The organism is Variovorax sp. P4_B10 (genome assembly GCF_056402375.1).
This window is the reverse complement of the sequence record NZ_JBFUHN010000130.1, coordinates 1-12282: the sequence shown is the minus strand read 5'-3', so window position 1 is coordinate 12282 and position 12282 is coordinate 1. Positions and strand designations below refer to the sequence as shown.

Annotated in this window: 8 protein-coding genes and 2 rRNA genes; 6 read left to right on the top strand and 4 right to left on the bottom strand. The window is 65.4% G+C overall.

The genetic code is table 11. The annotated features are described in order from the left end of the window. Together AC1DXX_RS31985 and rrf are read left to right on the top strand one after the other, a co-directional pair. Nucleotides 1-102, top strand: a 23S ribosomal RNA gene (locus AC1DXX_RS31985); the annotation flags it as partial. A 128-nt stretch (nucleotides 103-230) separates the two neighbouring features. Then, nucleotides 231-343: ribosomal RNA gene (rrf, locus tag AC1DXX_RS31980) — 5S ribosomal RNA — on the top strand. Nucleotides 344-564: 221 nt separating this feature from the next. Here rrf and AC1DXX_RS31975 read toward each other — a convergent pair. The 3 genes from AC1DXX_RS31975 to AC1DXX_RS31965 all read right to left on the bottom strand — a co-directional run bounded on the left by AC1DXX_RS31975 (nucleotide 565) and on the right by AC1DXX_RS31965 (nucleotide 4022). Further along, nucleotides 565-2430, bottom strand: a complete 1866-nt coding sequence (locus tag AC1DXX_RS31975) for a phosphoenolpyruvate carboxykinase (GTP) (protein ID WP_478138223.1) — start codon at nucleotides 2428-2430, stop codon at nucleotides 565-567. Between the two features lie 147 nt (nucleotides 2431-2577). Next, complete coding sequence (locus AC1DXX_RS31970; protein ID WP_478138222.1) at nucleotides 2578-2730, bottom strand: hypothetical protein; 153 nt, start codon at nucleotides 2728-2730, stop codon at nucleotides 2578-2580. Nucleotides 2731-2819: 89 nt separating this feature from the next. Further along, entirely contained in the window at nucleotides 2820-4022 is a 1203-nt protein-coding gene (locus tag AC1DXX_RS31965) for a threonine ammonia-lyase (RefSeq protein WP_478138221.1), read from the bottom strand. A 115-nt stretch (nucleotides 4023-4137) separates the two neighbouring features. Between AC1DXX_RS31965 and AC1DXX_RS31960 the strand changes: the two genes are divergently transcribed. From AC1DXX_RS31960 to AC1DXX_RS31950, 3 genes are all read left to right on the top strand, one after another. After that, nucleotides 4138-6462 carry an ATP-binding protein gene (locus tag AC1DXX_RS31960; RefSeq protein WP_478138220.1) on the top strand — a complete coding sequence of 775 codons (2325 nt, stop codon included), beginning with the start codon at nucleotides 4138-4140 and terminating at the stop codon, nucleotides 6460-6462. A gap of 49 nt (nucleotides 6463-6511) precedes the next feature. Beyond that, nucleotides 6512-8107, top strand: a complete 1596-nt coding sequence (locus tag AC1DXX_RS31955; RefSeq protein ID WP_478138219.1) for a S41 family peptidase — start codon at nucleotides 6512-6514, stop codon at nucleotides 8105-8107. 157 nt (nucleotides 8108-8264) lie between these two features. Further along, nucleotides 8265-9449 carry a nucleoside hydrolase gene (locus tag AC1DXX_RS31950; RefSeq protein ID WP_478138218.1) on the top strand — a complete coding sequence of 395 codons (1185 nt, stop codon included), beginning with the start codon at nucleotides 8265-8267 and terminating at the stop codon, nucleotides 9447-9449. A gap of 4 nt (nucleotides 9450-9453) precedes the next feature. Here AC1DXX_RS31950 and recQ read toward each other — a convergent pair whose 3' ends face one another. Continuing rightward, entirely contained in the window at nucleotides 9454-11349 is a 1896-nt protein-coding gene (recQ, locus tag AC1DXX_RS31945; protein ID WP_478138217.1) for a DNA helicase RecQ, read from the bottom strand. Between the two features lie 291 nt (nucleotides 11350-11640). Between recQ and AC1DXX_RS31940 the strand changes: the two genes are divergently transcribed. Further along, nucleotides 11641-12282 (top strand): ABC transporter substrate-binding protein (locus AC1DXX_RS31940; RefSeq protein WP_478138216.1); only part of this gene is annotated, 642 nt, incomplete at its 3' end.

The window sequence follows — 12282 nt, the reverse complement described above, 5'->3', positions numbered from 1 at the left end:
CCCCTAAAGAGTCGTTCAAGACCAGGACGTTGATAGGTCAGGTGTGGAAGCGCAGTAATGCGTTAAGCTAACTGATACTAATTGCTCGTGCGGCTTGACCCTATAACTTTGATCAATCAGATCAGGGTGTTATGCCAAGTTGACGCATTCAAAATAATTCGCCAAAAGCTGATTCCAAACTCTATGAATTCGTTTGGTTGATCGCGTGATCAACCAGACAACAAGTTATGCCTGATGACCATAGCGACGTGGTACCACTCCTTCCCATCCCGAACAGGACAGTGAAACGCGTCAGCGCCGATGATAGTGCGGGTTCCCGTGTGAAAGTAGGTCATCGTCAGGCTCTTACAGCCCAGAAAACCCCAACCAGATATGGTTGGGGTTTTTTGCTTTGGGAATTCCAAAAAGAATAGGCGATCAAAGATCAAATCGCCGGAAGCCGACAAGAATAGGCTTCACGAAACTGCTACTTCAAAGCCGATCCCTCAATAAAAAAGCCCAATGGAAGTCCATTGGGCTTTTGCGTTGGGCCTTTATCGGCCCAATTCATATCTTCGTCGCGTATCAGGCAGCCAGGCGCTGCTCGATCGCCGCCTTGGTTTCCGGCAATTCCTTCGGCAGGTGGTGCGACAGCTGCTGGAACAGCTCCGCATGCAACTTCAGCTCGGCCTGCCAAGCGGCCTTGTCGATGCTGGTCACGGTGGCAAATTGCTCGGCGCTGAATTCCAGACCCGTCCAGTTGAGATCTTCGTAGCGCGGGCTCACGCCGGTGATGTGCTCGATGCCTTCGGTCTTCTTGCCTTCGACGCGGTCGATCATCCACTTCAGCACACGCATGTTCTCGCCGTAGCCGGGCCAGACGAACTTGCCGTCGGCGCCCTTGCGGAACCAGTTGGTGGTGTAGATCCTCGGCAGCTTGGCGCCCGATGCCTCGAGCTTCTTGCCAAGGTTGAGCCAGTGCTGGAAGTAGTCGCTCATGTTGTAACCCATGAACGGCAGCATCGCGAACGGATCGCGGCGCACAACGCCCTGCTGGCCGGCGGCGGCAGCGGTGGTTTCGGAGCCCATCGTGGCGGCCATGTAGACGCCTTCGACCCAGTTGCGGGCCTCGGTCACGAGCGGCACGGTGGTCGAGCGACGGCCGCCGAAGATGAACGCGTCGATCGCCACGCCCTTCGGGTCGTCCCAGGCATTGTCGAGCGCCGGGTTGTTGGTGGCGGCCACGGTGAAGCGCGAGTTCGGGTGGGCGGCCTTGGCACCGGTTTCCTTGGCAATCTGGGGCGTCCAGTCCTTGCCCTGCCAGTCGGTCAGGTGCGCGGGCAGGGTCTTGGTGTCCTGCTCCATGCCTTCCCACCAGACGTCGCCGTCATCGGTCAGCGCCACGTTCGTGAAGATCACGTCGTGGTTCAAGCTGTCCATGCAGTTCGGGTTGGTCAGCATGTTGGTGCCGGGGGCCACACCGAAGTAACCCGCTTCGGGATTGATCGCGTAGAGACGGCCATCCTTGCCGGGCTTGATCCAGGCGATGTCGTCGCCGATGGTCGTGACCTTCCAGCCTTCGAAGCCGGCGGGCGGCACCAGCATCGAGAAGTTGGTCTTGCCGCAGGCGCTCGGGAAGGCGGCGGCCACGTGGTACTTCTTGCCTTCGGGGTTCGTCACGCCGAGGATCAGCATGTGTTCGGCCAGCCAGCCTTCGTCGCGCCCCATGTTCGAGGCGATACGCAGCGCGAAGCATTTCTTGCCGAGCAGCGCGTTGCCGCCGTAGCCCGAGCCGTAGCTCCAGATCTCGCGCGTTTCGGGGTAGTGAACGATGTACTTGGTCTTGTTGCAAGGCCAGACGACGTCCTTCTGGCCGGCTTCGAGCGGTGCGCCCACGGTGTGCACGCAGGGCACGAATTCGCCGTCGGTGCCCAGAACCTCGTACACGGCCTTGCCCATGCGGGTCATGATGCACATGTTCACGGCCACGTAGGGGCTGTCGGAGAGTTCGATGCCGATGTGTGCGATCGGCGAGCCCAGCGGGCCCATGCTGAACGGCACCACGTACATCGTGCGGCCCTTCATGCAGCCGTCGAAAAGAGGCTGCAGCGTCGCACGCATTTCGGCCGGGGCCATCCAGTTGTTGGTGGGACCGGCATTTTCCTTCTCTTCGGAGCAGATGAAGGTGCGGTCTTCGACGCGCGCGACGTCGCTCGGGTCGGACACCGCGAGGAACGAACGGGCGCGCTTGGCGGGGTTGAGCTTCTTGAAGGTGCCGGCGTCGACCAGTTGCTGGCAGAGGCGGTCGTACTCTTCCTTGCTGCCGTCGCACCAGTGGATGGCCTCGGGTTTGCACAGCGCGGCCATATCGGCCACCCAGGCAATCAGTTTCGCGTTCTTGACGTATGAGGGCGCCTGAATGGTGAGGCCCTTCATCGCGGGTGCGTTCATCGGAAATCTCCTAAGTTGAAAAATCGTCTTTCCGAACGGGACGCCGTGCCTGCGACAGGCGCGGAGGTCCGTTTGAGAAAACGTTTCGCTTCGGGAGAGTGCGCCAGCGCGGGCCGCACGACCCGCAGACGACAGCGCGAACGCGTGTCAGGCCATGTAGACAGCGATGGATGCCAGCAGGAGCATCAGCACGGCGCCGGCCAGCGGAAGCACGAGTGGCATCAGGTGAACGACCGATTCGACGGCGTCTTTTTCGACGGCGGCGTCGTGACCGGGCTCGACAGGAGTGGGGTTGGACATCGGGAAGTACCTCGAATACGCAAATGACAAAACTGCCGGCATTTTACCGGCGGGACCCCGCGGCCTGGTGTAAGGGGTTGCGAGCCCCCTCAATGCTGTTCCTCGGCCTCGAAGCCGGCATCCTTCAAGGCGGTCAGGACGCTCGCCAGGTGGGCCCGCCCGCGAGTCTGCAGAACCAGTTCGATATCGACATTCTGCGCCGCCAGCATCGTGAATGCGCGCTGGTGGTGAACCTCATCGACGTTAGCGCCCGCTTCGGCCACAGTGGCCGTGATCTGGGCCAATGAGCCCGGCACGTCGCGCGCGCTGACGCGCACCCGCGCCAGCCGGCCGGCTCGCACCATGCCGCGCTCGATGATGGCCGCGAGCAGCAGCGGATCGATGTTGCCGCCCGACAGCACCAGCCCGACGCGCTTGCCCTTGAAGCGCTCCGGGTGGCGGATCAGCGCCGCGAGACCGGCCGCACCCGCACCTTCGACCAGGGTTTTCTCGATTTCGAGCAGCATCAGCACGCCCTGCTCGATGTCGCCTTCATCCACCAGCACCAGGTCGTCGACCTTGCTCGCGATGATTTCCCGCGTCAGCACGCCGGGCGTACCCACCGCGATGCCTTCGGCGATGGTGCTCTTGCCCTGCACGTGGTGCGTGCCCTTGATGGCGTTGACCATGCCCGGGAAACGTGTCGTCTGGACACCGATGATCTCGATGTCCGGCTTGCGTGCGCGCGCCGCGATGGCCATGCCGGCAATCAGCCCGCCACCGCCAACTGCCACGACCAGCGTGTCGAGGTCGGGCACCACATCGAGCATTTCGAGCGCGACCGTGCCCTGGCCGGCGATGATGGCCTCGTCGTCGTAGGGGTGGACGAAGGTCAGTCCTTCGCGATCGGCGAGCTCCAGGGCGTGCGCGCGCGCCGCGTCGAGCGTGTCGCCGTGCAGCACCACCTCGGCGCCGAAGCCGCGCGTGCGCTCGATCTTCACGCCCGGCGTGAAACGCGGCATCACGATCAGCGCGCGCAGGCCGAGCCGTTGTGCGTGATAGGCCACACCCTGCGCATGGTTGCCGGCCGACATGGCGATCACGCCGCGTGTCGTGCCACCCTCCGAAAGATCGACAAGCTTGTTGCACGCACCCCGCTCCTTGAACGAGGATGTGAACTGCAGATTCTCGAACTTCAGGAACACCTGCGCACCGACGATTTCGGAGAGCGTGCGTGATTCGACACAGGGCGTATTGAGCACCTGGCCTTGCAGGCGCGCTGCGGCGCGCTGGATTTCTTCGATTCCGACCATGGCGCGCATTGTGGCCGGAATCGCCGCATCAGGGTTTTTACCGTTCTGGCGTCTTCCCGAAGCCAAAAGTCTGCGTTATGGTCGCTCCAAGTATTTCCTCGTTGGAGGTTGCCTGATGGTCAAGCGTGCGGGTGTCGATGTAGTGGCTGCTGCGGTGCGCGGGCAGGCATTGCCTTCGCCCGGCCTCAAGGAAGCGCCGGTGCTCGAGCTCATGTGCTCGCACTTCGTGCTCACGCTCGCAGCCAAGCAGGGGCCGCGCTTCAATGTGCGGCGCGATATCAACGGACTGCTCTCGCTCACGGGGCGCCACCTGGTGTGGCCCGCCGCGGTGCTGCAGCGGCTGCGGGAGTTCCTCGGCCGACGCTGCGCGGGCAACGAAGCGTGGAAGGGCGTCGAGAACTTCGACGGCCGCACGCTGCTCGAGCGCCACGGCGTGTGGCGCGGCCCGTATGAAGAAGGCACGCTCTTTTTCTACCTCGACGAATACGCGAAGGACCAGCCCAAGGACCTGCTCTCGGTGCTGGCCGTTACGCGCGACTGGCTCACGCATGCGCTGCGCAAGCAATCGACGCTGGTCGAGAAGAACATCGACGCGCTCGCCGGCCTGCTGCAGCTCAACAAGGCCGAGCGCGCGCTGCTGCTCTACGGCACGCTCGCGCGCTACCAGCGCGACCTGCGCTCGCTGCTGGTCGAGTTCAAGGTCAACAACGCGCCCGAGGCCTATGCCGCCATCGCCGACATCGCCGGCGTCAGTGCGAGCGAAGTGGGCGAAGCTTTGCGCGCCGGCTCGCGGCTCGAGCGCATCGGCCTCGTCGAGAACCTGATCTCCGAGCACAACATCACCGACCTCGCCGACCTGATGAAGGTCAGCGAGAAGCTGCCGCCGGTGCTGATGCGCGAGTACCGCGACCACAACGAACTGATGGCGGTGTTCACGCGGCCATCGGCCAAGAGCGCGCTCACGCCGCACGATTTCTCCTTCGTCGAGGAAGACGCGCAGATGCTCGTCACGCTGCTGCGCGCCGCCGTTGCGCGCAAGGAGCCCGGCGTCAACGTGCTGCTCTACGGCCCCCCCGGCACGGGCAAGACCGAGCTGGCCAAGGTGGTCGCGCAGGCGGCGGGGCTCGAGCTCTTCGAGGTCGAATATGCGGACCGCGACGGCAATTCGTTGAGCGGCCGCGACCGCTACCGCTCGCTGCAGATCGCGCAGGTGTTCCTCAAGGGCAGTGCGCAGGCTGCGCTTCTGTTCGACGAAGTCGAGGACGTGTTCCCGCCCATCAGCACCGAGGCCGCGCAGTTCATGGCGCGCGCCGAGCAGATTCCGGCGTCCACCAGCGGCAGCGTGAGCGGCAAGGCCTGGGTCAACCAGATCCTCGAGGCCAACCCCGTGCCCACGCTGTGGGTCACCAACCGTATCGAGCAGATCGACCCGGCCTTCCGCCGCCGCTTCGCGTACCACCTCGAGCTCAAGTCGCCGCCGCCCGGCGCACGCGAGCAGCTCGTGAAGAAGACGCTCGAAGGCGTCGTGGTGTCCGAGGCCTTCACCACCAAGCTGGCCGAGCGCAAGGGCCTCACGCCCGCGCAGATCCGTACGGCGGTGCGCTTCGCGGGGCTTGCCAGGACCGACGATGCGTCGATGGAGGGGCTGATCGAGCGGCAGCTGCGCAACGCCGACCTCGCCCTCGGCACGCTCGACACCGGCCGCGGCGAGCGCCGCAATGTCACGACCTACGACCTCGACATGCTCAACGTCGAGACGCGCTTCGAGATCCCGCGCATCATCGAGGCGCTCAAGGCGCGCGGCCACGGCACGCTGTGCTTCTACGGTGCGCCCGGCACCGGCAAGACCGCGCTGGCCGAGCACATTGCCAAGGCCATCGGCCGGCCGTTGATCATCAAGCAGGCCAGCGACCTGATGAGCAAGTATGTCGGCGAGACCGAGCAGAACATGGCCGCGATGTTCAAGGAAGCCGAGGCCGAGAAGGCCGTGCTGCTGCTCGACGAGGCCGACTCCTTCCTGCAGGACCGGCGCGGCGCGCAGCGCACCTACGAGGTCACCGAGGTCAACGAGATGCTGCAGGGCATGGAGCGCTTCAACGGCGTCTTCATCTGCACCACCAACCTGCTCGACCGGCTCGACCAGGCGGCGCTGCGGCGCTTCACCTTCAAGATCAAGTTCATGCCACTCACGGCCGTGCAGCGCGAGCGCATGTTCGTGACCGAGGCGCTGGCGGGCGATGCGGCGCTGATGACCGGCGAGGCGAAGTCGCGGCTCGCGCAATTGCCACAGCTCTGCCCGGGGGATTTCGCTGCTGTGAAGCGGCAGACCGATATTCTCGCGGTGGAGTTTTCGGCGGCGGAGTTTCTCGATCAGCTCGAAGCCGAGCACCGCATCAAGCCCGAAGTGCGTGAATCGCGCGGCATGGGCTTCGTTCAGTAAAAACGACCAACGAGCGGGCGTGAAGCCCCGGGGGCGAGGAGGAGAAACCATGGGCTTTCGCAAGACAGACCTGCGGCAGTTGCCKCGTTCCGGTGCATGGGCAGCCGCGACGGCACTCGCCGTGGCCAGCCTGTTGGCGGGTTGCGGTGGAGGCGGCGGAGGGGGCGGCGGTGGCGGTGGTTTTCCGATCATCGCGCCGCCGACCGGCACCACGCCGCCTGCCAACGGCGGCATCGTTGCGTCTTCGTCGGTCGCCGGCCTGTGCGCCGCGCCGCGCAACGGCGTCGATCCGGATACTGGCGCTGCCTACCCCGACCGCGCCGGCTCCGTCGACAACGAAAAGAGCTGGGTGCGCGGCTGGATCGACGAGACCTACCTCTGGTACAGCGAGGTGCCGACCAGCCTCGTGGCAGCCGACTATGCGACGCCCATCGCGTTCTTCAACGTGCTCAAGACCCCGGCCACCACGCCTTCGGGCCGGGCGAAGGACCGCTTCCACTTCATCTACGACACCGAGGTGTACCGCCAGCTGTCGCAAGGCGGCGTCTCGGCGGGCTACGGCATGGAGTTCGCGTTCGTGCGCAACACCCGCCCGCGCGACCTGCGCATCGCCTTCACCGAGCCGGGCTCGCCCGCCGCAACGAACGGCATCGCGCGCGGCGCGAAGGTGCTGGAGGTCGACGGGGTCGATGTCGTCGACGGCACCAACACCACGGTGATCAACCGCGGCATCTCGCCGCAGGCCGTCGGCGAATCGCACACCTTCAAGCTGCAGGAGGGCAGCGCGACGCGCACCGTCACGCTGGCGGCCGCCAGGATCACCAGCACGCCGGTGCAGAACGTCGGCACCATCGGCGCCGCAGGCAACCGCGTCGGCTACTTCCTTTTCAACGACCACATCACGACTTCCGAGGCCCAACTCGTCGCGGCGGTGAACAAGCTCAAGGAGGACGGCGGCATCCAGGACCTGGTGCTCGACATGCGCTACAACGGCGGCGGCCAGCTCAACATCGCGAGCCGGCTGGCCTACATGGTGGCCGCGCCGGCAACGACCGCCGGCAAGACCTTCGAGCGCATGAGCTTCAACGACAAGAACCCGTTCCACCTGTCGCTCGCGCAGGCCCTCGTTCCCTTCCTGACCACCAGCCGCACCGGCCAGCCCCTGCCGACGCTCGGCCTCTCGCGCGTCACCGTGCTCACAGGTCCCGACACCTGCTCGGCCAGCGAATCGGTGATCAACAGCCTGCGCGGCGTCGGCGTCACCGTCAACCTCGTGGGCGGCACCACCTGCGGCAAGCCCTACGGCTTCTATCCGCAGGACAACTGCGGCACCACCTACTTCGCGATCCAGTTCAAGGGCGTGAACCAGGCGGGCTACGGCGACTATGGCGACGGCTTCTCGCCCACCTGCGTCGTGGCCGACGATTTCGGCCACCCGCTGGGCGACCCGAACGAGGCGCGGCTCGCCGCGGCCCTGACCTTGCGCAGCTCCGGCGCGTGTCCGGCGGTCGCTTCATCCAAGGCCATGCCAGGCATCGGCCTCGACAAGGCGCAAACCTCGACGGAAGAAGAGCAGCCTTACCTGCTCCAACGCACGCCACTGCGCGAAAACCGCCTGCTCGGACCCTCGCCCACCGAGGGCTGAGGGCGCCCCGCAGCGGCCCCGCGGAAAACACCTAGCCACGGCGCTTGCCATGCCCGTGCTTTGGCCCTTAGAGTTTGGCAAACGTTTGCGCAAAGCTTTGCGCAAACGTTTGTATTTCAGTGTCCTCGACTGAAAACCAAATTCTTAGGAGCAGAAGATGCGCAAATGGATCGGGACGATGTTCACCTTCATCGTCGTTGCTGTGCTGGTGGGTTGTGGTGGCGGCGGTGACGGAGGCGGTGGCATCGGACTCGCGCCCGGCTTCGGCACGCCGTCGGCGCCTGCGCAGAAGATCATCATCGACAGCGACTACAACACCATGAGCGACGATGGCCAGCTCGGCGTCATGGCCGCGCAGCTGCAGGCTTCGGGCAAGGTCCAGGTCATGGGCATCAGCGTCGTCTCCGGCAACCAGTGGCTCAAGCAGGGCGTGGCCGATGCGCTGATGTCGGTCGAACGGCTCGGCGTGGGCGACCGCATCGGCATCTACGTCGGTGCGAACTACGCGCTCAACCACACCTTCGCCGACGTCGAAGCCGAAATGGCCGCAGGCGCTGGCGGCGACGGCTACCTCGGCGCCTGGAGCGGACCCGAGCCCAAGACCGACGCCGACCTGAAGCCTTCGCCCGACGGCTTCGCCACCCATACGCTGGTGCAGCGCAAGAGCGCGGTCGACTTCATCGTCGACACGGTGAAGGCCAACCCGAACGAGGTCACCATCCTCGCCATCGGCCCGCTCACCAACATCGCGCTCGCAGCGAAGCAGAACCCCGAGATCGTGCCGCTGATCAAGAAGATCATCTACATGGGCGGCGCCATCGACGTGTCGGGCAACACCACCAAGGCCGCGGAGTTCAACTGGTGGTTCGACCCCGACGCCGCGCAGTTCGTGGTGCGCCTGCCGATCCCGCAGGTGGTGGTGCCGCTCGACGTGACAGACACCGTGTTCCTCACCAAGACCATCTACGACCGCATCGCCCATCCGGCCAAGCCGACCGCCGTGACGGAGGTGTTCCGCAAGCTCAACGGCTATGGCTTCAGCGGCACCAACGGCTTCGAGAACAACCCGGACTACACCCAGAACATCTGGGACACGCTGACGCTGGCCTACCTGATCGACCCGGCCTATGCGACCCAGACGGTGGAGCGGTATGTCGACGTGGTGGCCAAGCCCGGTGCTGCAGACAACGGCCGCTCCATCGGCTACGCCTCGCAGCCTGCGGGGCCGACGCTGCAGAAGATGACCGTGGTGAAGAAGTTCGACAACGCGCGCTTCTTCGAGCTCTATGTCGACCTGCTGACGCGGCCGGTGCCGATCACGCTGCCCGCCGCCGTGAACTGAGCTTCTAGAACGCTGCGCAGACGCGCAGCACTTCGGTCCCGTAGGCCTCGAGCTTCTTGGTGCCGATGCCGCTGATGCCCTGCAGGTCTTCGAGCGTCGCCGGTGCGCGCTCGGCGATCGACGCCAGCGTGGCGTCGTGGAAGATCACATAGGCCGGCAGGTTGTGCTCCTTTGCCACCTCCGCGCGCCAGGCCTTGAGCGCCTCGAAGCGCTTCTTGCCGACGTCGTCGAGCTTGGCCGCGGCCGGCGAGGGCGCGCCCTTGGCGACCTTCTCGCGGCGGGACTTGCGCTCGGTCGGTGACGAGATCGATTCGCGCAAGCTCACGGCCGCCTCGCCCTTGAGCACCGCACGCGATCCTTCCGTGAGCTTCAGCGTGTTGAAGGCTTCCGCGTCGACGGCCAGCGCGCCGGTCGCGATCAGCTGCCGCAGCACGCCGCGCAACTGCACCTCGCTGAACTCCGCGCCCAGCGCGAAGGTGCTGATGCGCTCGTGCCCGAACTGCTTGACCTTCTCGGTCGCCTTGCCGCGCAGGATGTCCATGATGTGGCCCGCGCCGAAGCTGATGCCGCTCAGCTGCTGCACGCGGTAGATGGTGCTCAGCAGCTTGCGCGCGGCATCGGTGCCGTCCCACACCTGTGGCGGGTTCAGGCAGTTGTCGCAGTTGCCGCAGGGCGTGCTCTTCTCGCCGAAGTAGCCCAGGAGCCGCACACGCCGGCAGTCGCTCGCCTCGGCCAGCGAGAGCAGCGCATCGAGCTTGCCGCGCATCACCTGCTTGAACTCTTCGCCGGCCGGGCTCTCGTCGATCATGCGGCGCTGGTTCACCACGTCGTTCAGGCCGTAGGTCATCCAGGCGTCGGCGGGTGCGCCGTCGCGGCCCGCGCGGCCGGTCTCCTGGTAGTAGCCCTCGATGTTCTTGGGCATGTCGAGGTGGCCGACGAAGCGCACGTCGGGCTTGTCGATGCCCATGCCGAAGGCGATGGTCGCGACCATCACCACGCCTTCTTCGCGCAGGAACCGGTCCTGGTGCTTCTGCCGCACCGCCGCGTCGAGGCCCGCGTGGTAGGGCAGGGCGTTGATGCCGGCATCGCGCAGCGTCACTGCGAGGTCTTCCACGCGCTTGCGTGACTGGCAATAGACCACGCCGGCATCGCCTTCATGCTCGCGCTCGATGAAGCGCAGCAGCTGCGTGGTTGYGTCCTTCTTCTCGACGATGGTGTAGCGGATGTTCGGCCGGTCGAAGCTGGAGACGAACTGGCGTGCCTCCTCGAGCTGAAGCCGCTCGACGATGTCGGCACGCGTCAGGTCATCGGCCGTGGCGGTGAGCGCGATGCGCGGCACGCCCGGATAGCGTTCGTGCAGCACGGTGAGCGCGCGGTATTCGGGGCGGAAGTCGTGGCCCCACTGGCTCACGCAATGCGCCTCGTCGATCGCGAACAGCGAGAGCTTGCCGCGCTCGTTCAGCGAGTCGAGCTGCGACAAAAAGCGCGGCGTGTTCACCCGCTCGGGCGCCGCATAGAGCAGCGTGATCTCGCCGCGCAGCATGCGGCGCTCCACATCCTGCGTCTGTTCCCAGTCGAGCGTGGAGTTCAGGAAGGCCGCATTCACGCCGGCTTCGTGCAGCGCGCCGACCTGGTCGTGCATCAGCGCGATCAGCGGCGACACCACCACCGATACGCCGCGCCCCGCACGCTGCCGCGCGATGGCCGGGATCTGGTAGCACAGCGACTTGCCGCCGCCCGTGGGCATCAGCACCAATGCGTCGCCGCCGCCCACCATGTGGTCGACGATGTCCTGCTGGGCGCCCCGGAACTGCGAGTAGCCGAAGACTTCGTGGAGGATTTCGGCCGGTGCGGTGCTGCTGCCGGAGGCGTCGAGGGGGCGGGGAGCGAGGGAGGACACAGGCAGCAGATGCGGAGGGCGGGAGGGGGATGAAGGGGGAGGGCCGTCGATTGTCCCCCAGCAGCCCAGATATGACTGTGGCATGAGGTTTGCAATGATCAACCTCGTCTCGCCGCCTTTCCTGTATAGACAGCAATCTGGTGCATTCTCCTGAAGGAGTGCACCGAAATGGCCTTCTCGGGTTATCCTGTATATACAAGTTGGGGCGCTTGGCAACAATGCGAGGCGTGCGCAGCCCGAATCCGGGGCGTACCGCCGAGCCATCTCTCAAGAACGGAACCAGGAGTACCCATGGTCAAGACGACGGTAGTTGTGAAAGTCGCTTCGCTGCTGGCAGCAGGTGCATGTGCAGCGGGCATGGCCGGAACGGCCGCCGCCCAGGAAACCAAGATCGCGCTCGGCATGTCCGGCTGGACCGGCTTCGCGCCGCTCTCGTTGGCCGACAAGGCCGGCATCTTCAAGAAGAACGGCCTGGACGTCGAGCTCAAGATGATTCCGCAGAAGGACCGCCACCTGGCGCTGGCCTCCGGCGCCATCCAGTGCGCGGCCACCACCGTGGAAACGCACGTGGCCTGGAACGCCAACGGCGTGCCCATCGTGCAGATCTTCCAGATGGACAAGTCCTACGGCGCCGACGGCCTCGCGGTGCGCAACGACGTCAAGAGCTTCGCCGACCTGAAGGGCAAGAGCATCGGCGTGAGCGCCCCCGGCACCGCGCCGTACTTCGGCCTGGCCTGGATGCTCAGCAAGAACGGCATGACCCTGAAGGACGTGAAGGTGGTCTCGCTCGAGCCGCAGCCCGCCGCCCAGGCCTTCGTGGCCGGCCAGAACGACGCCGCCATGACCTACGAGCCGTATCTCTCGACCGTGCGCGCCAATCCCGCTGCCGGCAAGATCCTGGCCACCACGCTCGACTACCCGATGGTGATGGAC

What these genes read in the sequence shown, in the direction of transcription:
- AC1DXX_RS31975 (WP_478138223.1), bottom strand. Translation starts at nt 2,430, where the DNA reads ATGAACGCACCCGCGATGAAGGGCCTCACCATTCAGGCGCCCTCATAC.
- AC1DXX_RS31970 (WP_478138222.1), bottom strand. Translation starts at nt 2,730, where the DNA reads ATGTCCAACCCCACTCCTGTCGAGCCCGGTCACGACGCCGCCGTCGAA.
- AC1DXX_RS31950 (WP_478138218.1), top strand. Translation starts at nt 8,265, where the DNA reads ATGCGCAAATGGATCGGGACGATGTTCACCTTCATCGTCGTTGCTGTG.
- AC1DXX_RS31960 (WP_478138220.1), top strand. Translation starts at nt 4,138, where the DNA reads ATGGTCAAGCGTGCGGGTGTCGATGTAGTGGCTGCTGCGGTGCGCGGG.
- AC1DXX_RS31965 (WP_478138221.1), bottom strand. Translation starts at nt 4,022, where the DNA reads ATGGTCGGAATCGAAGAAATCCAGCGCGCCGCAGCGCGCCTGCAAGGC.